The following is a 26,051-nucleotide window of genomic DNA, read 5'->3' as shown; positions in this document are numbered from 1 at the left end:
ATTTATTCTGAATCTAGCAATAGCTTACTGTATTAGGGCAGCAACAACACTTATTTCAACTAACAATACATCTCTTGCCATTGCTGCTTGCACACAAGCACGCGCAGGAGCGAAACCATCAGGAACCCAAGCATCCCATACGGCATTCATTGCTGCAAAATCAGCCATTGTTTTTAGGTATATTGTCGCTGAAAGCATATGCTGCTTTGAACTTCCAGCTTGTGTTAATAATGTCTCAACTTTATCTAACATCGTTTGTGTTTGATGAGTAATATCTTGCGTCGCGTCAGCACAAACTTGACCACACAAATAAACCGTACCATTGTGTTTAACAATACGACTCATGCGCGGTTTAGTTTCTAATCTTTCAATAGTCATTATGACTTCCTTAATATATTTAAATAAAAAACCCCAAGGTTTAAGCCTCAGGGTTTTATGATATTCAATATGTAATAACTTGGTACTTAAGTGCAAGTAGAACATTTAAATTCAAGGCGGTAGCACTAAGCCTAGTTTACTAGGTGAGCACTTCCCACACAGAAGTTAAATGTTCTAACCAGTTTAAGACAAAGTTACTCCCATTCGATCGTGGCAGGTGGCTTACCTGATATGTCGTAAACTACCCTCGAAATACCATCAATTTCGTTAATTATGCGGTTAGACACTAATCCTAAGAAGTCATATGGCAAGTGCGACCAACGTGCAGTCATAAAATCGATAGTTTCAACACAACGTAAACTCACAACCCAATCATATTTGCGTGCATCGCCCATTACACCCACTGAGCGAACAGGTAAAAATACTGTGAATGCTTGGCTTACTTTTTTGTACAAGTCATGCTTATGTAATTCTTCAATGAAAATATGATCCGCACGACGTAATAAATCCGCATATTCTTTTTTCACTTCACCTAAGATTCTTACACCTAAGCCAGGTCCTGGGAACGGATGACGATATAACATATCGTATGGCAAGCCTAATTCAAGACCTATTTTACGAACTTCATCTTTGAATAATTCACGTAATGGCTCAACTAAACCAAGTTTCATATGTTCAGGTAAACCACCGACATTATGGTGAGACTTGATCACATGCGCTTTACCGGTAGCCGAGGCTGCTGATTCAATAACATCAGGATAAATAGTGCCTTGCGCTAACCATTTAGCATTCTTAAGTTTATTAGCTTCTTCATCAAAAATTTCAACAAAAACATTACCAATAATTTTACGTTTTTTCTCAGGGTCATTCTCATCCGCTAAACGGTCTAAGAAACGATTCTCAGCATTAACATGAATAATGTTCAAACCGAAATGGTCACCAAACATATCCATAACTTGTTGAGCTTCATTTAAACGTAACAAGCCGTTATCAACAAAAACACAAGTTAATTTATCACCAATAGCGCGATGTAAAAGCATAGCTACAACCGATGAATCTACGCCACCTGATAAACCAAGCACCACTTCATCATCGCCGACTTGCGCCTTCATTTTCTCAATCGCGTCTTCAATAATTGACGCTGAGGTCCAAAGCTTTTCACATTGACAAATATCAACTACAAAATGCTCAAGAATACGCATACCTTGTTTTGTATGCGTGACTTCAGGATGGAATTGCACCCCATAAAATTGTTTATCTTCATTCGCCATAGCCGCATATTTACAGCTAGGAGTTTGGGCAACCGTAACAAAACCTTCAGGAATAGCTGACACTTTATCGCCATGGCTCATCCAAACATCTAATAAAGCATTACCGTTTTCACCCACATTGTCTTCAATAGCATTAAAGAGTGCAGATTGCGTGATAATTTCAACCGCAGCATAACCAAATTCTTTATGCTCAGAGCCCTCAACACCACCGCCCAATTGTTCAGCCATGGTTTGCATGCCGTAACAAATACCTAATACAGGTACGCCGGCATTAAACACATATTCTGGCGCACGTGGCGAATTATTTTCAGTGACTGACTCAGGTCCGCCAGCTAAAATAATACCCGTAGGGTTAAAGCCTTTAATTTGTTCTTGGGTAACATCCCAAGCCCATAACTCACAATAAACGCCAATTTCTCGAACACGACGTGCGATAAGTTGAGTGTATTGTGAACCGAAATCTAATATCAGTATGCGGTGATCATGAATGTCTTTACTCATGTTGTTTTCCTACTTTTATTTAACTATAAAATGAACAGGCTGAGCTGCCTCTTTTCGAGTTTGAGCTCAGCCTATTTGAGTTTTTTCTCGATGAAGTATTCTCCTTCATCAATTTTTGTACTTTCTATTCACATTCAATTGAAAATATTGCCATCCTAGTTCAAGGCGCTAGCGCGAAACCTAGTTTACTAGGTCAGCACTTGCAACAACGAAATGCGCATAAATAATCCACCCCAATTTGAGAATAGTTGACTTCGAAGCATGTTAAATAGCAATAAAATCAACTGTTGGATTATCCCATACGGTAATTCGGTGCTTCTTTGGTTATGGCTACGTCATGCACATGCGACTCACCCATACCTGCAGAAGTAATCTTCATAAATTCAGGTTTAGTACGCATAATTTCAATCGTTGCTGAACCTGTTAAACCCATTGATGAACGCAAACCACCCATTTGTTGATGGATAATAGCGGCAACAGGCCCTTTATAAGCAACACGACCTTCGACGCCTTCAGGCACTAACTTATCTGCTTCACCATCTGATTTTTGGAAATAACGGTCACTTGAGCCTTCCTTCTGACTCATGGCACCTAAAGAGCCCATGCCTCGATATGACTTGTAATATCGACCTTGATAAAGCTCTACTTCACCTGGTGCTTCTTCTGTGCCCGCCAACATGCTGCCAACCATCACACAATGTGCACCGGCAACTAATGCCTTGGCAATATCACCAGAAAAACGAATGCCACCATCAGCAATAACTGGAATACCCGTGCCTTTTAATGCTTCAACCGCATTAGAAATTGCTGTTAATTGCGGTACACCTACACCGGTAACGATACGAGTCGTACAAATAGAACCTGGACCTATACCAACTTTTACCGCATCGACGCCAACATCAGCTAATGCTTTAGCACCAGCGCCAGTGGCGACATTACCCGCAATAATTTGTAAATCAGGATACCGAGCACGCGTTTCAGCAACGCGGTCAAGTACACCTTGTGAATGGCCATGAGAGGTATCAATCAATAATACATCAACACCTGCAGCTACTAGTGCGTCGATACGTTCATCTGTACCAGCACCAACACCAACAGCCGCACCAACACGTAGGCGACCTAATTCATCTTTACAGGCGTTAGGTTTGCTTTCCGCTTTTTGGTAATCTTTAACTGTGATCAAACCTTTAAGCGTGAAGGCATCATCAACCATAAGAATTTTTTCAATGCGATGTTCATGCATTAAACCTAAAATTACTTCGCGTGACGCACCTTCTTTCACCGTAACTAATTTGTCTTTTTTGGTCATTAATGCTGAAACAGGTTTTGTTAAGTCAGTTTCAAAACGTAAGTCACGACCGGTAATAATACCAACCAACTTATTTTTTTCATCAACAACAGGAAAACCAGAAAAGCCAACTTCATCCGCTAATCGCATAGTGTCTTCAATACGCGCGCTTGGGTTGACCGTTACGGGATCTGAAACAATACCACTTTCATATTTCTTAACTTGAGAAACGTTTTTGGCTTGTTCAGCTATGGTCATATTTTTATGAATAAAACCTATGCCACCTTCTTGTGCTAAGGTAATGGCTAAACGTGCTTCGGTCACTGTGTCCATCGACGCAGAGATCATAGGAACATTTAAATTGATCTTTCGAGTTAATTTGGTTTTTAAATCGGCAGTATGGGGTAGTACCGTGGAATGAGCAGGTACCAGTAAAACATCGTCAAAAGTTAACGCTTCTTGGGCAATTCTTAGCATCGCAACATCTCTCTAAAATGAGTGGTTAGGGAGGAAATATTGCGGCAGAATTTTAACCGCTTTCACTGCTAAGGTAAACTTAAAATTGCAATTAAACGAAAATAAACTGTCGATGACTGTTTAAACAAATATATAATACTGGGCAATTACTCCTTTATTACCTCTTAACAACTGAAAAAGTAAAGCATTTATGGCTCAACAGCATATTCTACAAGTAAGTGAACTCACTAAAAAAGTACGTTTTATCTTAGAAAGTGAGTTAAATACGGTCTGGTTATGTGGAGAAATATCCAATTTTATCGCCGCAAGCTCTGGGCATTGGTATTTATCACTAAAAGATCAAAAGTCACAAGTACGTTGCGCCATGTTCAAAGGTAATAATCGTCGGGTAAGAATAAAGCCTCAAAATGGCCAACAAGTTTTGGTACGAGCTAAAGTTTCGTTATATGAACCTCGAGGCGATTTCCAACTGATTATCGAACAAATGGAATCAGCCGGTGAAGGACTATTACGCCAGCAATATCAATTATTAAAAGACAAGCTACACAGCGAAGGCTTATTCGAGCTTCATCACAAACAAGCTATACCTAAATTAATTCAAACGGTTGGCATTATAACTTCCCCTACCGGCGCTGCGGTAAAAGATATCATCACAGTATTAAAGCGCAGAAATCCTTTATTAAAGGTAGTTATTTACCCGGTATTAGTACAAGGTGAACAAGCTAAATATGATATTGCTCGTGCCATAGCTATGGCTAATCAACGCAATGAAGTTGACGTATTATTAATAGGTCGCGGCGGTGGGTCACTGGAAGATTTATGGGCATTTAATGAAGAAATAGTTGCCCGGGCTATTTTCCAATCTACTTTACCAACCATAAGTGCTGTTGGACATGAGATTGATACCACGTTATCTGACTATGTTGCCGACTTAAGAGCCCCTACCCCATCAGCGGCTGCTGAAATGGTTTCTGCTGATGTAGATGAACGTATCAATAAAGTCGCAGAACTACTCTACCGGGCGCACTGGGCGCTTAAGCAACAGTTAAAAAGCTCTACTCACACATTAACCAGTTTGAACCATAGGTTGAGCCAAGTACATCCTGAACAGCAGTTACAAAATAAGCAGCAAAAGTCTGATGAGCTTAGCATTCGTTTACAAAGGTTTATTACCCGAGCGTTAAGCCAACTTCAGCATAAACCTAAATATCTCGAACAACGGCTGCTCAATGCCTCACCGTTAAACCAAATAAAGCAAAACCTACAGCAATCAATTGTTTTCAAGGCAAAACTTATTAGCGCACAACAGCGTTTATTAATAACTAAACAAGAAAATTTTGCGCATCAATGCGAACAACTTCATATGGTGAGTCCGCTAGCAACGATTGCGCGCGGTTACAGTATAACCCGTGATGAACAAGGGCAAATGATTAAAAGTATTAAGGATATAAATATCGAGAATAATATTAAGGTGGAAGTTTCAGATGGTATAATCAAGGCGAAAGTTATAACAGTACAAGCTAGTTAGCCAGGTATAATAACAGCTTCTTGTAATAGTTTAGTGACTTCAGTTTTACATGATTCACTAAACTTAACCCCTAGCATCACGCCACCTGTTTGAATTTTACTGTTACAAATTTCTGCTTCTAACTTAAGATTTTTTAAACTTTGAAAATCTTCGATAATTATTTCTACTGGCTTATCATCATTTAATGTCAGCTTTTCGCCATTATTAATCATCAGCTTACAACCAGAGACAGAAATATCAGATATTACTGAAGACCAATACTCATCTTTTATCTTAGTTTTAGCTTTAATATGCGTTTCGATACGCATTGAGGCACGTAAATTTTGTAAACTGACTTCACGAGGAAATTCAAGTACTAAAATGCGTGATGGAATTTGGATTGATTGCTTAACATTAGAAACAAAGGCTACTACAGCACCTTCATGACCTTCAATTAATCCACGTACTGTAACGCCCATACCAGGCGCAATATATTTTGCAAAACTGCCTATTTTTGAACTGTCAGGATATTGCACTAAAACGTAATTTTTTTTCAGATAGCCAATAAAAGTTGAACGGAACTTACCGCGTTGCCCTGCGGGAGTCGTCATATCTAATGTCACCACAGAACCCGGGTGCAATAACGCTAAATTGTTATTTAACCGCCCTTCCGTTTCCATTCTTGTAGAATTATCAGGCATAAATTTCCTAAAGGTTCGGCCTCAGTGAAACAAAATAATACAATTAAATAAGTTGTTTAGAAATTTTACATTAGCGGAATATTACTGCTAAAGCAATAAAGTTTATCGCTATTATGCGTGAAATTTTTCATAAAAAAAGCTGATTTTATAATCAGCTTTTCATCATGATATGTCTGAAACTAAAATGTGGTTACATATTTACAATTTAATCTTTCTTATAACCTTGAGTAGCACGAGCCATTTTCTTTTGCTCAGTATAAGTTAGCTTTTTCTTACCAGCAAACGGGTTAGAGGTTTCTCTAAACTCAATTCTAATTGGCGTACCCATAATTTTTAACGATTTACGGTAGTAGTTCATTAAATAACGCTTGTAAGAAAGTGGTAAGTTTTTCGCTAAATTACCGTGGATAACGATAATAGGTGGATTATAACCACCCGCATGAGCATATTTAAGTTTAATACGGCGGCCATGATGCATAGGGGGTTGATGATCGAACACCGCCATATCTAAAATCTTAGTCACCATAGAAGTAGAAATACGCTTAGTCGCTGAAACAAAAGCTTCTTCAACTGATTCGTATAAATGACCAACTCCTGTGCCGTGCAACGCCGATATAAAATGAATACGGGCAAAATCGATAAAACCTAAACGACGATCTAATTCAGATTTAATACGATCTTTAACATGATCATCTAAACCATCCCATTTATTTACCGCTAATACTAAAGAGCGACCAGCCTCGAGAATAAAACCAAGCAGACTTAAATCTTGATCACTAATACCCTCTTGCGCATCAATAATTAATAAACAAACGTTAGCATCTTCAATCGCACGTAACGTTTTAATAACAGAAAACTTCTCTACTATATCAGTAACATTTTTACGGCGACGAATACCTGCAGTATCAATTAAGGTATACGGTCGGCCATTATGTTCCATTGGAATATAAACGCTGTCACGTGTTGTACCTGGCATGTCGAATACCACAACTCTATCTTCACCCAAAATACGGTTAGTTAACGTTGATTTACCAACGTTAGGCTTACCAATAATAGCTAACTTAATGGTGTCAGTTTCTTCAGGGGCGTCATCAATATTTTTTTGGTCTAACGCTTCATGATCTATGGTTTCATCATACTCACCATCGAATTCATCATTTTCTTGTGCTTTGGGTCGACCAAGTTCTTCTATATGAGGCGTTAGTGCCAAGGTGAGTAGTTGCGTAACACCACGGCCATGTGCCGCTGCAATTTGATGTACAGCATCGCCTAAGCCAAGAGAATAAAAGTCGGCAACTGCAGAGTCAGCATCAATACCATCAACTTTATTGGCAACTAAAAATACTTTTTTGTCTTGTTTACGTAAATGGCTGGCAATGCCTTGGTCAGCAGAAGTTAAACCCGCTCTGGCATCAACCATAAATAGCACGGCATCAGCTTCATCAATGGCAATCAGTGATTGCTCTGCCATCAGGGCATCAATACCTTTCTCGTTACCTTCAATACCACCGGTATCAATAACAATAAAAGGATGCTCTTCAACTTCCGCTTTACCATATTGTCGATCACGAGTTAATCCTGGATAGTCGGCAACTAACGCGTCTCGACTGCGTGTTAATCTATTAAATAATGTTGATTTTCCGACATTAGGTCGCCCAACAAGTGCTACTACAGGAAGCATTTTCACCTCAAATCTCTCTTTATACTTAATATAATTTAACAATTATATCAGTTTTATTAATAAACAACGGCTCCAATGCACTTTACATTGGAGCCGTTTATAATTTTAGTCTACATATTCAACTAGCCACTAATTATTTGCCAGTTAGTCGAATAACTTATTTTGGAATGGTAATCGCTTCTAAGTCACCATTACGTGCTTGACTGTACAAAACGTTATTATCAACTGTCGGTGTTGCGTGAATACCGCTACTATCGACATGATGACGAGCAACAATTTCACCCGTTGCTTGATCTAACCAATGCAGGTAACCTTCAAAATCACCAACCACAACATAGCTACCCATAGGAGCAGGCCCGGTTAAACCACGATTTGTAAACGATAATTGGCTCCAAAGCTCTAAGCCATTATTACGATCGACAGCATAGATATGTCCTTTAACATCCGTTAAGAACAAGCTATTACCACTAATAGATATTTCACGATAAGATGAATATTGGCGTTGCCATAACAATCGACCCGTACGTAATTCAACCGCACTTAAATTACCGCGAGAAGACACGGTATAAATGTTATCACCGTATACTAATGGCGTTGAGTCAACATCAATTACTCGTTCTAATTCGGTCGACCCTGTCGCTTCGCCGATGTCTACTGTCCAGCCTTGGCGTCCTTGTTCTAGCAAATAAACAGCCAAAGAGCCGTCAGCTGAACCAACAATAACACCACCGCCAGCAATTACTGGCGCACTAATTCCACGCAAGGTAAGTGGTGGAACATCTTGTTCAATTTGCCAATCGTCTTGGCCATTTGAAGCATTAAAAGCCTTCATAACACCAGAAGCAGTATTAACCACTAGTTTGCCAGAATCGAGCGCGGGTGCAGCAATCACTTCACCTTTAACTTTTCCTTGCCATGATACCTTGCCACTTTCAGCTTCGAGGGCAATAACATCACCATTCTCACTACCGAAAAACACTTTATTAATACCAGCAACAGCACCACCACTAATTAAAGCAGGTTCTTTCTTATCGAAAAAACCAAGCTTTTTATCAATGTCACTTAAGTCAGCATGCCAAACTTGTTCACCGGTTTTCTCATCAAATGCGTAAGCTTCACCGTCACGACTTGCACTAAATACTTTTCCGTACGCAACAACTGGCTGAATACGAGAGAAGTAACCTCCCACACCATTACCAACACTTGCATCCCATTTAACAACAGGTGTAAATAGGGCTTTAATTTCGGTTAAATCCGCAACTCTCAGTTCATCATCTTCATCATCTGTTGATGAACACGCAGAAATCCCCACCGCTAGAAAACACATAGCAAGGAGATTTTTGTTAAAGCGTTTACTCATAAACATGCTTATACCACTCTCTATTTGCTTAAGTTAATAACTTGCGCTAGGTTATCTAATTTCATTTGTAATGCAGGATTAGTGCCTTCTGTAGCACCATCAATTGCTGCTTGATATGCATTACGGGCTAACTCCGTTTTACCTTGTGTAAAGTATATATCACCTTTAATTTCTTCAACGCTAGCGTTAAATGAAGCCGGTAGTTTTGGCGTTAATGTCACTAAAGCCTGTTCATATTTTTCTAATTGTAATTGCACACGCGCTAAGCGCACGATAGCAATTGCTTTAATGCCATCATCAACTGATTTCTCAATTGCCGTAGTCAAATACGTTTCGGCTTTTACCCAATCTTGCTTTTCAGCGGCTTCTTTTGCTAAAGCAATAGCCGTTAACATGGTATAACTAGAGGCGTCATTTTCAGCAATAAAAGCTTTACCTGCTGTTTCAAAAGCAACGCTATCTTCAGCCGCAGCTTCGATCATCGTTTGATAGGCTTCTGAGGTATTTAACTCTTGTTGCAATTTATGGTCGTTATAATAATTAAGACCAATAAATCCGGCAAAACCAATAGCTAAACCTGCAATGATGGCATTACCATTATCACTCCAAAATCTTTTGATTGATTCGACTTGTTGTTCTTCTGTTTGATTGATATCCAAAACTAACCCTTAAAGTAAATTTGTTAAAAGACTTGGCACTTGCTCAAGTGGCAAACTTTGTTGTTCTTGTTGTCCGCGCAAATATTTTACGGTTACCGTCTGTTGAGCTATTTCATCTTCACCAAGAATCAATGCTATTTGGGCACCCGACTTATCCGCACGCTTCATTTGTTTTTTCATATTGCCACCACCACAGTGACATTGTAAGCGAATATCTGGCACTTGATCTCGCCATTGTTCTGCAAGGCCATTGCCCGTGATTTCAACGTCATTGCCCAGCATAATAACGTAAGCGTCCACTTGTGCTCTAATATTATTGGCTTTTTCTAAACTGGTCAGCATTAACACTAAACGTTCAATGCCTAAAGCAAAGCCAAACCCTGGTGTAGATTTACCACCAAGTTGTTCAACTAACCCATCATAGCGACCACCAGCACAAATAGTACCTTGGGCACCTAAGCTAGATGTCACCCATTCAAAAACGGTGCGATTATAATAATCTAAACCGCGTACTAAACGATCATTAATCACATACTTGATACCGGCAGCGTCTAAGCGCTGACAAACCGAAGCAAAATGTGTACTTGATTCTTCACCAAAATAATCCGCTAATTTAGGTGCGCCAACCAATGCGGCTTGTACCTCTGGATTTTTACTGTCCAGTACGCGCAATGGATTGGTGTGCATGCGTCGCTTGCTATCTTCATCTAAAAGATGTTCTTTTTCAGCTAAGAATATCACTAACGCATCACGATATTTTCCGCGCTCTTCATTCGAACCTAAAGAATTTAGTTCTAGTGTGACAAATTCATTAATGCCAAGTTCCCGCCAAAGTCGAGAAGTTAACATAATAATTTCAGCGTCAATATCCGGTGTTGCGATACCAAAGGCTTCTAGGCCAAATTGATGAAATTGACGATAGCGACCTTTTTGCGGACGCTCATGACGAAACATAGGCCCCATATACCATAAGCGTTGCTCTTGGTTATACAGTAATCCATGTTGATTACCAGCACGCACGCAACTTGCTGTACCTTCTGGACGTAATGTTAAACTGTCGCCATTACGATCATCAAAAGTATACATTTCCTTTTCTACAATATCGGTGACTTCACCAATAGAGCGTTTAAATAGTGCCGTAGATTCGACAATTGGCATACGTATTTCAGCAAAACCATAATTACTGGCAACTCGGCGTAATACTGATTCTACCATTTGCCAAACGCCTGTTTCAGATGGTAAACAGTCGTTCATACCTCTAATTGCTTGAAGTGCTTTACTCACGTATCATTTTCTCGCTAGTGTTTATTTGTTCAATTATTTATTCATTGGCTTATACAAAGAATATTTTATCGCACGCACATATATTTATCGCGCGCATAGTATAGGCAGTTTACTGTCAAACGTAAATAACAGCGCAATAGAGGAATTAATTAACTATTATTAATCGACTTCTTGTATCGCTATTTTATAACTCGCATCGAGCATTTTAGCTTTTGCACGAATGCGTTGTTCCAGTTGGTCAACCAAATTATTATTATCAAAGCGCTCTTTTTGACGGATGCCATCAAGGTAATAGCCACTTTTTTTACTACTGCCCGTTAACCCTAAATCAGAAATTAACGCTTCACCTGGCCCGTTAACAATACAACCAATAATTGACACATCCATGGGCGTCATAATATCTTCAACACGTTGTTCTAAAGCATTTACCGTTGAAATAACATCGAACTCTTGACGCGAACAACTTGGGCAAGCAATAAAATTAATGCCACGACTGCGCAGCTTTAATGATTTTAAAATATCATAACCGACTTTAATTTCTTCAATAGGGTCAGCCGCTAGTGAAACTCTCAAAGTATCGCCAATGCCTTCAGCAAGCAATAATCCTAGCCCTACTGAGGATTTAACAGAGCCTGAGCGCAAACCACCGGCTTCTGTAATACCTAAATGCAAAGGGTTATCTATTTGTTTCGCTAATAAGCGATAAGCACCAACGGCAAGAAAAACATCCGAGGCTTTTACACTAACTTTAAACTGATGAAAGTTTAAGCGGTCAAGAATATCCACATGGCGCATGGCTGACTCTAACAGTGCTTCTGGCGTTGGCTCTGAATACTTTTCTTGAATATCTTTTTCTAACGAACCGCCGTTAACGCCTATTCGTATAGGAATGTTATTATCACGAGCACACTCAACAACAGAGCGAACTCTGTCTTCACGGCCAATATTGCCCGGGTTAATGCGCAAACAGTCAACGCCATATTCCGCAACTTTTAAGGCAATACGATAATCAAAATGAATATCGGCAACTAACGGAATATTAGTTTGCAGCTTTATTTCACGAAATGCTTCAGCCGCGTCCATCGTAGGTACACTCACACGTACAATATCAGCGCCAACGGCTTCAAGTGCGTTAATTTGTGCAACCGTTGCAGCAACATCAGTGGTGAGCGTGTTGGTCATTGACTGCACGGTAATAGGTGCATCGCCACCCACGGGAACATTGCCAACCATAATTTGGCGGGACTTTCGACGAATAATAGGAGATTCTTTAAACATAATAAAACTTCAATATTTTACGTTAATTAAACAAATTTTACCGTATTAAGGCACTAATGGTAATGAAAACTTGGCAATATTACCGGCATTAAATGCAGTCATATCGACCGGTAGGTCATTGTAATCTATTTGTACTAATTCTGGTTTTCCTAAAGTAATAGAAAAAGGTGCTTGTCCAGAAATTCGCATAATATAGCCAGACTTTTTCACACCCCAAGCAATTCGCTCCCCTGTAGCGTCAAATATATTAACCCAACAATCGCCAGAAAAAGTAAAAACAACATCAGCATTCAACGCAGATAATGCGCTTTCATCAACAGTGTTATCATTCGTTAAGGTTACCTGAGCATTACTTAAATCACGGCTTGATGAAATGTTTTCTGCATAAAGCGTTGCTGCTTTATTAATGTTATCTACATTGGCATTTTCTTCATTTTTAATCACACTAGCTAAACTATCCTCTGATTCAGCATTTGGCTCAGTGTTTAAATTTTTTAGACTGTTTTCATTAGATAAATTAGCTTGCTCAGTAGTACTATTTTCTACCGCTGACATCTCAGTAGTATCTACCACTATCGGCGCAGGTTGTTCGGAGGGCGATTGAAACCACCAAACTACGGTTGCTGTAACTAATATTGCCAAAATGAGATAAGTGATCCACATCAGCAGATTATGTTCGGCTTGTTTCTCAGTACCTTTAGAAAAACTTTGCATGCCGGCACATTGGCTTTGCACTTCAGCTAATTGGTCATAACTATTTAAAACAGCACCTTCTGAAATGTTAACCAACTTGGCGTAATTTTTAAGATAACCACGATTAAAAGCCTCAGGTAAATCACGATTAAATATGTCTACTTCAATATCTTGTACTAAACGTGTTCTAAAATTAAGTTTATCAGCCACTTGCTGTTCACTTAATCCACATATTTCTCGCGCTTCTTTGAGCATACGTCCAGGCCCGACCACTACGTCGATTTCGTCAGCAATTTCTGCCGAGTTATCAGGTTCACTTTTCAATGTTTTAAACTCTTGCTTCATCAAGCGTTTCTCTTAACGTTTAGTCGCTGATTTTGGATCGGCGAGATAGAGAACATCACCAATTTTTAAAAGATAGGGACGGCGTAATTTATTCCAACGTTCTAAACTTTTCATCACAATATTGTATTGCTTAGAAACAGCAAACAGACTATCGCCTTTTACCACAACATGTATGGGTAACGACACCATAGGTGTTCGATTGTCTTCTTGTTTAACAACTACTTTTGAAACCATTTTTTCAGGCTTTATTTCTTCGCTGATTTGCGCTTGAACTGCCAGCTTTGTTACCGGTTTTTCTGTGACTTCAACTGGCTCAATATTTTTATCAAGCGCACTATGCTGATCGTCAGTGTTTGATTCTTTTGCTTTCGACTCTGCTTCTTGCTCAGTGGTTGGCATAACAGAATTAGCCATAATAGGCTTTAAACCATTTTGACTTAAGCTTGCTTTTGTAGCAGTAGGTGCTTTTCTAGGCGACAATACCACAACACGCTTTTTACTTTTTTTACTGCTTTCGCCTGTAAGCGAAGCTCGGTAGTCTTCAGCTAGTTTGTCTGCATCAATCTGATAAAGTTCATTTAAAATATATTGTTTAGCTTCAAAAGAGTTTGGAAACATTTTAACTAACATATTGCCATAGTTCGACGAAATACTTTTGTTACCTTGCTTTTCAAAAATTTTAAAGGCTAAAGCTAAAGCATCTGCACTGAATCTGCGTGTTGATTTCTCATAACGGTACAGGTAAGTTTGCGCTAACTTATAATCACTTTTTGCATATTGTAAACGCATCATTTGTAACAACGAACTTGCTCGGTTAGGGCTATGAGCAATCGCCTTTTCGAGGTATGTTTGTGCTTTATCAAACTGTTTAGCTTTTAATTGGCAAAAGGCTAAATTTTCGTAGCTTTGTGCCACTAAAATATAGCTTGGAATTGCTATTGCTTTGAGCATTTGTTTTTCAGCAGCTGCGTATTTTTCATGGCGACACAAAAACACACCATAGTTATTCAAGGTGTCGGCATCTTGGTCGTCAATGCTCAGCGCATGTTCGTAGGCTTGGGTTGCTAAATCAGGCTCACCTACCGTGTCGTAGTAGTGAGCAAAAGCGGTATAAACTTGAACCAAATTAGGTGAAAAACGTTTCGCTTTTTCTAAATTTAGTTTGGCCTGCTGAGTATTGCCCATTTTTAAATAACCTAACCCGAGCGAGATCCGGGTCATGGCTATTTCATTTTTACTAGATTCATTTTCAATTAACGGCGTGTCTTTATCATTGCCATAATTTTGCGTCACACAAGCCGTTAATGTACTTGTCGTTAGCAACGCGATAAAAAACGGTAATAATTTTTTCATAATTAAAGAGCTGTCACTTAGTAAGTAATGATTTAAGAGTAATTAAACCATCTTTACTGAAATTGACTCAGCTTTCACCTCTTTTTTTCCTGTCCGCTTGGTTCTATCTAGAACTTCACCCGCTAATTGTCCACATGCAGCGTCAATATCGTCACCACGTGTTCGACGCGTGATCACTGTCAAACCGTAGGTTTGCAGTACTTTATCGAAGCGATCAATGCGTGAATTACTTGAACGTTTATACGGAGAACCAGGGTAAGGATTAAATGGAATAAGATTAATTTTACTCGGTAAGTCTTTCAAAGCATGTGCTAATTCATGTGCCTGATCCGTGCTATCGTTAACATGATCCAGCATTACATATTCGATTGTTGCCTGCTTATTGGCTTTTGAACCATCAATATAACGACCCGCAGCCGCAATAAATTCTTCCAATGGGTACTTTTTGTTAATCGGTACTAATTCGTCACGTAACGTATTATTACCTGCATGAATAGATATCGCTAAGGCACAATCAATTTTTTCTTTTAACATATCTAAGGCTGGTACCACGCCTGAGGTACTTACCGTGACACGACGTTTCGATAAACCGTAGCCCAAATCATTTAGCATGGTATCTAAGGCTGGGATCAAATTTTTCATATTAAGCAGTGGCTCACCCATACCCATCATCACAATGTTAGTGATAGGACGTGTGCCTGCAATGCGTGTTGCACCAATATCATTAGCTACTCGCCATACTTGACCAATAATTTCTGCCATTGAAAGGTTACGGTTAAAGCCTTGCTGCGCTGTTGAGCAAAAAGTACATTCCAGTGCACAACCCACTTGTGAAGAAACACAAAGTGTTGCACGGCCATTTTCAGGGATCCAAACCGTTTCAATCTCTTGACCGCCTTCTAGGCTTAAGGCATATTTTATTGTGCCATCGCTTGATACCTGCTTTTCAGATATTTCAGGTGCTTTGATTTCGGTATCACGTTGCAATTTTTCACGTAATTTTTTATTTATGTTGGTCATCAACTCAAAATCATCATAGCCGAAATGGTACATCCACTTCATAATTTGGTCAGCACGAAATGGCTTTTCGCCGATTGAAGAAAAATACTCTCGCATTCCCTTATGATCAAGGTTCAGTAAGTTAATTTTTTTCTTCACTGGGGTTACTACTTCGGTTACATCACTCATGATAAAAAGCTTCTCAAAACTACTAAAATTACAGAATAAATTGTACGCTTTTTGTGCAAAACAAACAATTTAGTGGATCGATATTAAATATATATTCGGTCTATCTCAATAAAAGTCAATGTTCTCAGTAGTATGCACTCTGGTAAAAACACTCAATTTTATATGGTCTTAAAATAGACAAAAGGATTTTACCGATTAATCAGTAAAATCCTTCAAATTAATTTTTAAACTACATTAAGCTGCCCAATAATGAGCTAGTTTATTATGTAATATTTAAAATTAACGCGTACGTGAACAAAGTTCGTCGTCAGCGAAGAAATAAGCAATTTCACGTGCAGCAGATTCTAAAGCATCGCTACCGTGAGCTGCATTTTCGTCAATTGAATCAGCAAGATCAGCACGAATAGTACCAGCAAGCGCTTCAGCTGGGTTAGTAGCACCCATGATTTCACGGTTTTTAAGAACAGCGTTTTCGCCTTCTAAAACTTGTACCATTACTGGGCCAGAAGTCATGAATTCAACTAAAGCACCAAAGAAAGGACGTTCGCTGTGCTCAGCGTAAAAGCCTTCTGCTTTTTCTTTTGATAAATGAATCATTTTAGAAGCAACGATTTTTAAACCAGCAGTTTCAAAACGGTTGTAGATTTGACCAATAAAGTTTTTAGCAACTGCATCAGGTTTTACGATAGAAAAAGTACGTTCGATAGCCATGATAGCCCTCTCAATAAAATTAGAATTAAATACGGTATAAATTTTGGCGCGATTATAGACGAATTAAAAGCAAATGCCTAGGGTTATCACTTTTAGCGTATATAAACTGGGCTAAAATTATTCTACATAAACGGCTATCACTAAGTAAATTGTGTTAGCCAAAGCCTACAAGAGATAATACCTAAGTTTTACATCGAAACTAAACGGTGCAATCACGAGTCTTTCTCATCAAAATATTTGTACTTTGATAAATATAAATCGTTAACATAATGCTCAGGCTATTGCCCATATATACTCAGACAAAGAAGCGATGTTCTCACCTGAAGCTTGATACTTAAATTTTTCTCGAACAAAGTGTTACTGGTATAGAAAATAAAAAACGCTCATCAGTGTGAGCGTTTTTCAATCGTTTTACTTTCTTTTATTTTATTCTACTTATGCTATATCACTAACTAAGTACTGACCCGACGATATTGACGGTATTGAGGTGTCCAAAAATTTCGCTCAATATTTTCCAAAAGCTGTTCATCTGATAGCGGTAAGGCTAATCCTTGATCGAAAGCGATTTTAGCAATAGCAAAAGCTATTTGTTTACTTAAGTTAGCAATTGCTACTAAAGGTGGTAACAATTCACCCATGCCGGTATTTGCTAATGGTGAGGCTTGCGCTAACATGGCGCTGGCTGCCATTAACATTTCATCGGTAATGCGGTTTATGTTTGCTGATATCACGCCTAAACCAATTCCTGGGAATACATAGCTGTTGTTACACTGAGCAATAGGAAAAATTTCACCTTTATATTCAACCGGATCAAATGGGCTACCTGTGGCAATAATCACTTCACCTTCGGTCCAATTAATCACTTGTTCAGGGGTTGCTTCTACTTGGCGACTAGGGTTGCTCAATGGAAATATTACCGGTAAATCGCAGTATAACTTCATCGCTTTAATCACAGCTTCAGTGAACAAACCTGGCACACCAGAAACGCCAATTAAAATAGTAGGTTGAGCACCATGCATAACTTCAAGTAAAGAAGCATAGTCGCCTTGTGTATTCCAAGACGTTATTGCCGTTTTTTGTTGTATTAGTTTCTCTTGAAAATCACGTAATCCCGGCATTCCTTCAGTTAATAAACCAAAACGGTCAACCATAAATATTTGGCTACGTGCTTGTTGCTCTGAAATTCCCTCACTGACCATTTGTGAGATAATTTGTTCGGCAATACCACAACCAGCAGAGCCGGCACCAACAAAAGCCACACGTTGCGCTGACAATGGTACTTTTTTAGTTCGACATGCAGCTAATAATGTACCTACCGTAACCGATGCTGTGCCTTGTATGTCGTCGTTGAAACAACAGATTTCGTCGCGATAGCGATTTAACAATGGCGTAGCATTGGGTTGAGCAAAATCTTCAAACTGCAATAAAACGTGCGGCCAGCGGCGCTTAACCGCATTAATAAACATTTCTAAAAATTCATCGTATTTATCTTGTTCAATACGAGGGTGACGCCAGCCCATATACATGGGATCGTTTAATAATTTTTCATTATTAGTACCAACGTCAAGCATCACTGGTAAGGTGTAAGCTGGGCTAATACCGCCACAGGCAGTGTAAAGTGATAGCTTTCCAATCGGAATACCCATACCACCAATGCCTTGATCACCTAAACCTAGAATTCGCTCACCATCGGTGACAACAATAACTTTGACTTTATTTTTTGTCGCATTACGTAAAATATCGTCAAGCTGATGCCGTTGATCGTAAGAAACAAACAAGCCGCGTGAGCTGCGGTAAATATCTGAAAACTGCTCACAAGCATCACCAACGGTTGGTGTGTAAATAATCGGCATCATCTCAGCTAAGTGAGCTTGCACCAATTTAAAAAACAAGGTTTCATTGTTGTCATGAATAGCACGCAGGTATATATGTTTATTTAAGTTAGTTTCAAAACTACGGTATTGCATGTAGGCACGTTCAACTTGCTCATCGATAGTTTCAAAGCGTGGCGGTAATAACCCAGTTAAATTAAAGTGTGAGCGCTCTTCTTCGCTAAACGCACTGCCTTTATTAAGTAATGGTGTTTCTAGTAAACTAGGACCCGCGTATGGGATATATAATGGACGTTGATTTTTTTCAGATGTCATAGTTGAAGTTTGTTCTTTATATATTAAGTGAATGGCGAAAATTCATCATACGAATAATGATGTCCGCATTATAGCCAAATATCACCTTTTGAAAAGTGATATCCCTTAATCGTACCGTTTTAATTATCTATTTTAACGGTTAAGTAATGAAAGTGCGGTTAATCAGTTTCTGAAATCCAAGCTAACTGAATAGCTTCAAGTACGCGTTCACCACAATGTTTAGGATCATCATCAAAATTCTCTAACGCTAGCACCCATTGCATTAACTCGGGGAAGTGCAGTTTCATAGGATCTACATCAGGATGAGCTTCGATTAAATCGAGCGCAATTTCCAGTGAGTCGCTCCAACGATAAGTCATAGTATTACCTTTTATTTTGTTAGTGAATAATCAAGCCAAACCACAAACTATCAGCAATTAACATCAAGGCCAACCACAAAATAATCATTCGTGATTTACGACAAAATTGACAGTCCGTTTGCCACCATTGCTTAAACGACGATTTATTCACAATGTATTACTTAAATAAGTTTTCATATGAATAGTATAATAGCAATTAAATAAATTATTTGATCATCAGTCATGCAAGGAAAATGCATTTATGTCACCGATAAAATTTACCAGTACCGAAAAATCCTTGTTAATTGACAAACTACAACGCTATTTTCATAAAGAATTAGAGCAAGAACTAGGACATTTTGATGCTGATTTTTTACTTGATTTTTTTACGAAAGAATTAGGTGCGCTTTATTACAATCGCGGTTTATATGATGCCCAAGCACTAATGGCAGAAAAGCTTGAATTAATTTCAGAACAAATTGTAGAATTAGAATTACCGGTATCTTGAGCGCCATTCATATGTTTTTTAATAACTAGCAATTATTTGATTTATCGCAACGTTAGTATTTTTAATTCATTTATCATCATCACAACTAGAACTATAAAGGCTGTACTATGATGCAAATTACCGACTTAGACCAAGAGCAGCAAATAACGCCACTTTGGAGACTAGGTTTTCGTCCTTTCTTTCTCGGAGGAGCGTTATTTAGTGTTATCACCATTGTATTATGGTTAATGCTCTACCGAGGCGTGTTAGATTTCCAGCCTTTGGGCGGTGGTTACTGGTGGCATATTCACGAAATGATTTTCGGTTTTGGTAGTGCAATCATTGCTGGCTTTCTCTTAACGGCAGTTCAAAACTGGACTGGGCTACCGGGAGTGCAAGGTAAAGCACTCGCCGCTTTATTTCTTTTGTGGTTAATCGGCCGATTTTGCTTAATGTTTCCTGATTTATTAGGCATAAAGTTAACTACAATCATAGATTTAGCTTTTTTACCTTTTGTTGCTGTTGTATTGGCGAAACCGATACTAGCCATTAAACAATATCGTAATTTATTCTTTGTGCCTTTATTAGCAATTTTCACCCTCACCAATGCAGAAATGCATGCCAGCATATATTACCCAAGTTTAGTCTCTAAGCAGTATGCGGGTTATGCCGGTGTTATGTTAGTTACCTTACTTATTTCGGTAATGACAGGCCGCGTAGTACCCATGTTTACCGCTAATGGTACGCAAACAGCTAAAATAATAGCACTCCCTTGGCTTGATAAGCTTTCTAATGGCTCACTTGCCTTAATCACCATACTGCTTCTGTTGCACCCTGCTATTGGCGTGAACAATTTTTATATGGGTTTGATTTTAATTATTGCTGGAGTTTTTCAAGCTATTCGTTGGTTCAGATGGCGCCCTTGGATCACCTTAAGTATTCCATTATTATGGTCATTGCACCTTGCCATCAAAGCCTTAGCCTTTGGTTTAATATTACTTGGTCTGAGTTATTTAATCCCTGAAATCCCAACTAACCATGCTTGGCACTTGCTCACCGTTGGTGGTATTGGCGGTGTTATTCTTGCTATGATTTCACGCGTGTCTTTGGGGCATACCGGAAGAGCGTTAAAAGCGCCAAAGCTTATGTCATTGGCTTTTTCCGCATTAGTGCTAGCGAGTTTTTTGCGTAGTTTTGGCCCTTGGATAATGCCAGAAAAAACCCTGCTATTTATTGATATTAGTGGCTTTCTTTGGGTTATCAGTTTCAGTTTATTTATTGGTTTTTATAGTCCTATGCTATTAAAAGCACGAGCTGATGGCAAACCTGGTTAGCGGTTGTTGAATTAAATTAAACGCTTTAACTTTATATTTGATAGGTTAGGCGTTTAATCTGTGTAATCAATTAGAGTTGCTTTAAGTATCAATTGATATAATCTCGCCCCTATACAAAATGGAGGTTTCAGCAAATTGAGAAAGGGTTTAAACTTAAGAAAATTTTCATCCTGAGTTAGCACCATGCGCGCAGTATTTTTAGACTATCAAACCTTTAGCCCTTCTCTCGACTTATCTACACTTAAACAGGTGGTTGATAAACTCGACTTACATGCAACCACGGCACCAGAGCAAGTGTTGCAGCGCAGTGAAAACAATGAAATCATATTGAGCAATAAAGTCGTGCTTGATAGCAAGACACTGAAAAAATTGCCGCATTTGAAGCTAATATGCATCACTGCTACAGGGATTAATAATGTCGATATTGGCGCCGCTCGCGAGCTTGGCATTGCGGTAACTAATGTGAGTGGTTATGCAAAAAACTCAGTCGCTCAATATGTATTTGCTCAACTGCTGGCCTATTACAGCCAAGTAGAAGATCACAACAACAATACTCGTGACGGCAAATGGCAAACTAGTGATACGTTTTGTATGCACGGTAAAGGTAGTGATGAATTAACCGGTAAATCAATCGGTATTATTGGTTATGGTGTATTAGGTAGCAAAGTTGCGACTATTGCCCGCGCTTTTGATATGCAAGTATTGGTAGCCGAACGACCCAATGCTTTGACCATACGTAAAGGTAGAGTAGCTTTTGAACAGGTAGTTGCTCAAGCCGATATTATTAGTTTACATTGCCCGCAAACAGCTGAAACTGAAAATTTATTCAATGAAGCAGTATTCAAAATGATGAAAAGTAGCGCACTCCTCATTAATACTGCAAGAGGCGCTTTAATAAATAATTATGACTTATTAGCCGCATTAAATAATAACCACTTAGCCTGTGCCATTTTAGATGTATTAGAGCAGGAGCCGCCACCAAAAGATCATATTCTTTTGGCAGCCCAATCAACTAAATTAAAAATAACCGCACACATCGCTTGGGCAAGTCAACAGGCACAGCAAGCCTTACTTAATTTAGTCGCTGGGAATATATCAGCATTTAAGCAAGGCAGGCGCACTAATCGCGTAGATTAATTACCTTGGGCTAAAACCAGTAATTTTAGAGTCACTGGTTTTAGCATCACTGGCCATAAATCAATTAGTTTAAAACCACTGGTCTTTAATTTTACCATAGTGAAAATAGCCCCATTGCCCTACCCGTCTTAACGGCGCAAAAGGAAATTTAGGTAACGCTTTATTGTACAGTGGTAAATTAGGCACAGGTTTTTCTGCCACTTTTTCAGCTAAACGCTTTCCTGCCTGTACCGAGAAAGACACGCCACTGCCACAATATCCCATGCTATAAAATACTGATTTTTCATCATTTTGGTAAATATGTGGCAAATCATCCAAGGCCATACAAATCCAGCCAGACCAAGCATAGCTATACTTGATGTTGGACAGCGCTGGGAAACTAGTTTTTAATACCGACAGTAAACGTTGAGCGTAATATGGATCATCAGCACTTTTGCCAGTAATAGCTCCTCTGCCACCAAACAATATTCTATTGTCGGGTAACTTACGGTAATAATATTTCAGCGCTCGAGTATCCATCACAACATTTGAGGTTAAGAAATTACAGGCCGCTATTTGTGCTTCACTCAAAGGCTCTGTAACAATAATTTGCGAAAGAACCGGTAATGTTCTGTCAGTAGTTAACGCGTGGAAGTTTTTGGGGGTATAACCATTGGTGGCTATTACCACTTTTTGCGCGCTAACAATGCCGTTAGGGGTATGCAACTTTTGTTTGTTACCTTGCGATTGCCAGTGAGTAACCGGGGATGCACAATGCACTTTTACGCCAGCTTCGCGTGCTAACTTTTGATAGCCCCAAGCAAGCTTCATCGGATTTAAACCAAAGCCATCTTGATAACGAATAGCGCCATAGGCATTACGATCGTCCATGTACTGCTCGCGCACTTGGTTTTGCGAAAGAATTTCAACATCATAGCCAAACATTTTCTGCTGAAGTTTTGCCAACTCGACCAATTCTTTGAGTTTATTGGGTTTATGCGCAACTTTAATAAAACCCGCACTTTGCTTGTCACAGTCAATCCCTTCATCAATCAGTGAATTAACGGTTTCAACGCCTGCGGCCATTTCTTGATAAATGCCGCGCATAACTTCTTCGCCCCACTGTTTAGCCATTTGGCCATAGGACTTTCGACCGGAAGACTTCAAAATAAAACCAGCATTTCGGCCGCTACAACCCCATGCCGTTTGGTTAGCTTCTAGCACATGCGCTTTAATACCATGCTCACGTGCCAAATGTAATGCGCAAGATAAACCGGTATATCCTGCACCAATAATAGCAACATCAACATCAAGATCTGCGATAACGGCGCCATCATGTTCAGGTGCTATGCCTGACACATTAGCCCAATAACTCTCGGGATAGGCTTCATTACAGCCCGGTGATAAATCATGCAAAGGATCGTACATTTTACTTCCAAAATATTTATATTATTTTAAGCACTAGCGCGCTTAAAGTATCGCAGAAAAAACAGTACAATACTGTAATAACTAACTCAGTAAAAACAACATTATGAGCATTACGCTTAACTATCAATCATTAACGCCTACTGACTTTGACTCTGTTATTCGCTTAGCTACCGAGGTTCATGGTGCAGGCTATATAGATCAAACTAGCATGCAAGCTTGGTATAAAAAAGGACTTAAAAATGGTATCAACGCAGGTTTTGTCGTTTATCATGATGAAAAACTGGTTGGGTTTAGAATTACTTATGCAGCTCAACAATGGCAGGTAGACAAATGGTGTTCTACTGAACTCTGGTCAGTGCCGACTGAGCAAGTTTGTTATTTTAAATGTAATACCGTTGATGAGAACTATCGTGGCCATGGCATTGGTGGCGAACTATTAAAGCGTTCAATTGTTGCCGCTAAACAGCAAGGTGCTATTGCAGGCATTAGCCACTTATGGAAACAAAGCCCCGGTAATAGTGCAGTAAAATATTTTACCAAGTGCGGTGGTATATTAATTAAAAACCACCCTGACCGTTGGCATGAAATCAGCTTAGCTGGCTATGATTGTCCGATATGTCATCATGACTGTCATTGCGAAGCCGCCGAAATGATGATTGTTTTTGAGTAAAAATGACTTAGTCTGATGTTTGAATATTTATTGCCGCGAACTCAGGTTAATTATAAGAATCAATTTTTTACACGCTATTAGCTATGCTAATAGCGGCAAGTGCTATAACAATTAACCAAAAATTTTTCGTAATATCGAAAATTTTTCTCCGGCTTTATCTATAGTCATTGGCGCAGTTTCTGGCAACGCTTTAAAGTTAGATAAATTTGGATACTCAACGTCTAGCTTACAATGTTCATAGTCACCTGAAGCAGGATTAAAGCGATATTCTTTACTCCAGATGGCTAAGTTTTCAGTCACTTGATTAATAGCATCCACTACATAAGCGACTTCTTTATCCGATGTTGTCGGATGGAATGAAGCTCTTATCCAGCCTGGCTTTTCGGCAAAATCCCCTAAGTCTATTTGCTGAGTTATTTTTGACGAAGTATCTTGATCAACATTTAATAAAATATGCCCATAAGTACCCGCACATGAACAACCACCACGTGTTTGCACACCAAACTTATCATTAAGTAACCTAACCACTAAATTATAATGCGCGCCCGGGACATAAAACGAAACAATAGCCAAACGCTCACTAATGTTAGGTTCAAGCATCACAACCTGTTCGTTTTTAGCTAGATTTACCATAACGTAGCGGGTTATTTCTGCTTCACGTTGCTGAATATTTTCAACACCCATGGCATCTTTTAGCTTTATCGCTAATGCAGTTTTAATACATTGTAAAAAACCGGGCGTGCCACCGTCTTCACGCATTTCAATATTATTAAAAAAGCTATGCTTACCCCAAGGGTTGGTCCAGGTAACCGTACCGCCACCGGGATGATCTGGCACTTTGTTTTTATAGAGCGCTTTATTAAAGACTAATACCCCTGAGCTACCCGGGCCGCCTAAAAATTTATGTGGCGAAAAGTAAATCGCATCTAACGATTGCTTAGGATTACTCGGGTGCATATCAATATCAACATAAGGTGCTGAAGCTGCAAAATCGACGAAACATAAACCGCCATGTTGATGCATAATTTCTGCTAATTGATAGTAAGGGGTTTTAATACCCGTAACATTTGAGCAGGCAGAAAATGAGCCTATTTTTACCGTGCGATCTTGGTACTTTTCTAGCAATTGCGCTAAGTGCTCTAAAGAAGGCAAACCATTGCTATCTGGATCAACAATTTCAAGGGTTACATCACATTCATACCAAGACGTCTGATTAGAATGATGTTCCATATGGGTAATAAAAACTACTGGTCTGTCATTTTCTGAAAACGCTACTTGCGCTTGCATGCGCTCAGGAATTCGTAAGCCTAAAATACGTTGGAATTTATTTACCACCGCTGTCATACCTGCACCTGCAGTGATCAATATATCATTATCGCAAGCATTTACGTGACGTTTAATCACATGCTGAGCATCGTGATAGGCTTGAGTCATGGCGCTACCCGTTAAATTAGTCTCAGTATGTGTATTAGCAACATAAGGGCCTAGTTCAATGGTGAGATAATCTTCAATAGGTTGATATAAACGTCCACTGGCTGTCCAATCAGCATAAATAATATCAAGTGTGTGACCATTAATTTTATGCTGTAAATTATGCCCTATGACATGGTGCCGAAAAGGTAAAAAATAATCTTCTAATGACATACGTTATGCTCTTAACTATCTACAATAAAAACATACTATCATTAGGTGAACATTGCGCAATATAAAACCAGTAAAACACTGTTAATAGCAATTTTAATTCGTAATACGAACGATAATTAAATTAATTAACCTTTAACGTGGGATTATCAGTAGTTTCTGAAAATAAATTTCATCAAGCTTCATTAAGTGAAATAATTTTCTTAATCACCAAC

22 protein-coding genes are annotated in these 26,051 nt (G+C 39.0%); 5 read left to right on the top strand and 17 right to left on the bottom strand.

What is annotated here, in order from left to right; all coding sequences use genetic code 11:
- Nucleotides 1-24 precede the first annotated feature (24 nt).
- The 3 genes from H4J38_RS05425 to guaB all read right to left on the bottom strand — a co-directional run bounded on the left by H4J38_RS05425 (nucleotide 25) and on the right by guaB (nucleotide 3,915).
- Nucleotides 25-378, bottom strand: coding sequence for a RidA family protein (locus H4J38_RS05425; protein WP_182130314.1), 354 nt, complete (start codon nucleotides 376-378; stop codon nucleotides 25-27).
- Nucleotides 379-572: 194 nt separating this feature from the next.
- A complete protein-coding gene (gene guaA, locus H4J38_RS05420) occupies nucleotides 573-2,150 on the bottom strand; it encodes a glutamine-hydrolyzing GMP synthase (protein ID WP_182130312.1) in 1,578 nt (525 codons plus the stop codon).
- 292 nt (nucleotides 2,151-2,442) lie between these two features.
- Nucleotides 2,443-3,915, bottom strand: a complete 1,473-nt coding sequence (guaB, locus tag H4J38_RS05415) for an IMP dehydrogenase (protein ID WP_182130310.1) — start codon at nucleotides 3,913-3,915, stop codon at nucleotides 2,443-2,445.
- Between the two features lie 190 nt (nucleotides 3,916-4,105).
- On the opposite strand from guaB, the gene xseA reads away from it, so the two are divergent.
- Nucleotides 4,106-5,443, top strand: a complete 1,338-nt coding sequence (gene xseA, locus H4J38_RS05410; protein ID WP_182130309.1) for an exodeoxyribonuclease VII large subunit — start codon at nucleotides 4,106-4,108, stop codon at nucleotides 5,441-5,443.
- Here xseA and H4J38_RS05405 read toward each other — a convergent pair.
- The 12 genes from H4J38_RS05405 to iscX all read right to left on the bottom strand — a co-directional run bounded on the left by H4J38_RS05405 (nucleotide 5,440) and on the right by iscX (nucleotide 19,181).
- On the bottom strand, nucleotides 5,440-6,123 hold the full coding sequence (locus H4J38_RS05405; RefSeq protein ID WP_182130306.1) for a flagellar brake protein: 684 nt from the start codon (nucleotides 6,121-6,123) through the stop codon (nucleotides 5,440-5,442). The two genes, xseA and H4J38_RS05405, sit on opposite strands and share 4 nt — an antisense overlap.
- Nucleotides 6,124-6,328: 205 nt before the next feature.
- Nucleotides 6,329-7,804, bottom strand: coding sequence for a ribosome biogenesis GTPase Der (der, locus tag H4J38_RS05400; protein WP_182130304.1), 1,476 nt, complete (start codon nucleotides 7,802-7,804; stop codon nucleotides 6,329-6,331).
- 157 nt (nucleotides 7,805-7,961) lie between these two features.
- A complete protein-coding gene (gene bamB / locus H4J38_RS05395; RefSeq protein WP_182130302.1) occupies nucleotides 7,962-9,170 on the bottom strand; it encodes an outer membrane protein assembly factor BamB in 1,209 nt (402 codons plus the stop codon).
- Nucleotides 9,171-9,184: 14 nt separating this feature from the next.
- Complete coding sequence (locus tag H4J38_RS05390; protein ID WP_182130300.1) at nucleotides 9,185-9,823, bottom strand: tetratricopeptide repeat protein; 639 nt, start codon at nucleotides 9,821-9,823, stop codon at nucleotides 9,185-9,187.
- A 9-nt stretch (nucleotides 9,824-9,832) separates the two neighbouring features.
- Nucleotides 9,833-11,107, bottom strand: a complete 1,275-nt coding sequence (gene hisS, locus H4J38_RS05385) for a histidine--tRNA ligase (RefSeq protein ID WP_182130299.1) — start codon at nucleotides 11,105-11,107, stop codon at nucleotides 9,833-9,835.
- 159 nt (nucleotides 11,108-11,266) lie between these two features.
- Nucleotides 11,267-12,385, bottom strand: a complete 1,119-nt coding sequence (gene ispG, locus H4J38_RS05380; RefSeq protein ID WP_182130297.1) for a flavodoxin-dependent (E)-4-hydroxy-3-methylbut-2-enyl-diphosphate synthase — start codon at nucleotides 12,383-12,385, stop codon at nucleotides 11,267-11,269.
- A 45-nt stretch (nucleotides 12,386-12,430) separates the two neighbouring features.
- Entirely contained in the window at nucleotides 12,431-13,423 is a 993-nt protein-coding gene (locus H4J38_RS05375) for a RodZ domain-containing protein (RefSeq protein ID WP_182130295.1), read from the bottom strand.
- A 12-nt stretch (nucleotides 13,424-13,435) separates the two neighbouring features.
- Nucleotides 13,436-14,776 (bottom strand): type IV pilus biogenesis/stability protein PilW, encoded by a 1,341-nt coding sequence (pilW, locus tag H4J38_RS05370; protein ID WP_182130293.1) that lies wholly within the window; start codon nucleotides 14,774-14,776, stop codon nucleotides 13,436-13,438.
- A gap of 42 nt (nucleotides 14,777-14,818) precedes the next feature.
- Entirely contained in the window at nucleotides 14,819-15,964 is a 1,146-nt protein-coding gene (locus H4J38_RS05365; protein ID WP_182130291.1) for a bifunctional tRNA (adenosine(37)-C2)-methyltransferase TrmG/ribosomal RNA large subunit methyltransferase RlmN, read from the bottom strand.
- Nucleotides 15,965-16,243: 279 nt separating this feature from the next.
- Nucleotides 16,244-16,675, bottom strand: coding sequence for a nucleoside-diphosphate kinase (ndk, locus tag H4J38_RS05360; protein ID WP_182130289.1), 432 nt, complete (start codon nucleotides 16,673-16,675; stop codon nucleotides 16,244-16,246).
- 452 nt (nucleotides 16,676-17,127) lie between these two features.
- Nucleotides 17,128-18,822: an NAD-dependent malic enzyme gene (locus tag H4J38_RS05355; RefSeq protein WP_182130288.1), complete on the bottom strand. Its 1,695-nt coding sequence runs from the start codon at nucleotides 18,820-18,822 to the stop codon at nucleotides 17,128-17,130.
- Nucleotides 18,823-18,980: 158 nt separating this feature from the next.
- Nucleotides 18,981-19,181: a Fe-S cluster assembly protein IscX gene (iscX, locus tag H4J38_RS05350; protein WP_182130286.1), complete on the bottom strand. Its 201-nt coding sequence runs from the start codon at nucleotides 19,179-19,181 to the stop codon at nucleotides 18,981-18,983.
- Nucleotides 19,182-19,422: 241 nt separating this feature from the next.
- On the opposite strand from iscX, the gene H4J38_RS05345 reads away from it, so the two are divergent.
- The 3 genes from H4J38_RS05345 (at nucleotide 19,423) to H4J38_RS05335 (ending at nucleotide 22,118) form a co-directional block, all read left to right on the top strand.
- Nucleotides 19,423-19,668: a DUF2164 domain-containing protein gene (locus H4J38_RS05345; protein WP_182130284.1), complete on the top strand. Its 246-nt coding sequence runs from the start codon at nucleotides 19,423-19,425 to the stop codon at nucleotides 19,666-19,668.
- A 107-nt stretch (nucleotides 19,669-19,775) separates the two neighbouring features.
- Entirely contained in the window at nucleotides 19,776-20,981 is a 1,206-nt protein-coding gene (locus H4J38_RS05340; RefSeq protein WP_182130282.1) for an NnrS family protein, read from the top strand.
- A gap of 183 nt (nucleotides 20,982-21,164) precedes the next feature.
- Entirely contained in the window at nucleotides 21,165-22,118 is a 954-nt protein-coding gene (locus tag H4J38_RS05335; RefSeq protein WP_182130280.1) for an NAD(P)-dependent oxidoreductase, read from the top strand.
- A 69-nt stretch (nucleotides 22,119-22,187) separates the two neighbouring features.
- Here H4J38_RS05335 and H4J38_RS05330 read toward each other — a convergent pair whose 3' ends face one another.
- A complete protein-coding gene (locus H4J38_RS05330; protein WP_182130278.1) occupies nucleotides 22,188-23,525 on the bottom strand; it encodes an FAD-binding oxidoreductase in 1,338 nt (445 codons plus the stop codon).
- A gap of 103 nt (nucleotides 23,526-23,628) precedes the next feature.
- Here H4J38_RS05330 and H4J38_RS05325 point away from each other — a divergent pair, with 103 nt between their 5' ends.
- On the top strand, nucleotides 23,629-24,195 hold the full coding sequence (locus H4J38_RS05325; protein ID WP_182130276.1) for a GNAT family N-acetyltransferase: 567 nt from the start codon (nucleotides 23,629-23,631) through the stop codon (nucleotides 24,193-24,195).
- Nucleotides 24,196-24,306: 111 nt separating this feature from the next.
- Here H4J38_RS05325 and H4J38_RS05320 read toward each other — a convergent pair whose 3' ends face one another.
- A complete protein-coding gene (locus H4J38_RS05320) occupies nucleotides 24,307-25,839 on the bottom strand; it encodes an aminotransferase class V-fold PLP-dependent enzyme (protein WP_182130274.1) in 1,533 nt (510 codons plus the stop codon).
- Nucleotides 25,840-26,051 lie beyond the last annotated feature (212 nt).

Source organism: Colwellia sp. BRX10-3 (assembly GCF_014077505.1).
GTDB lineage: Bacteria > Pseudomonadota > Gammaproteobacteria > Enterobacterales > Alteromonadaceae > Cognaticolwellia.
The sequence above is the reverse complement of the archived record's forward strand: the minus strand, read 5'-3'. Positions and strand labels throughout refer to the sequence as shown.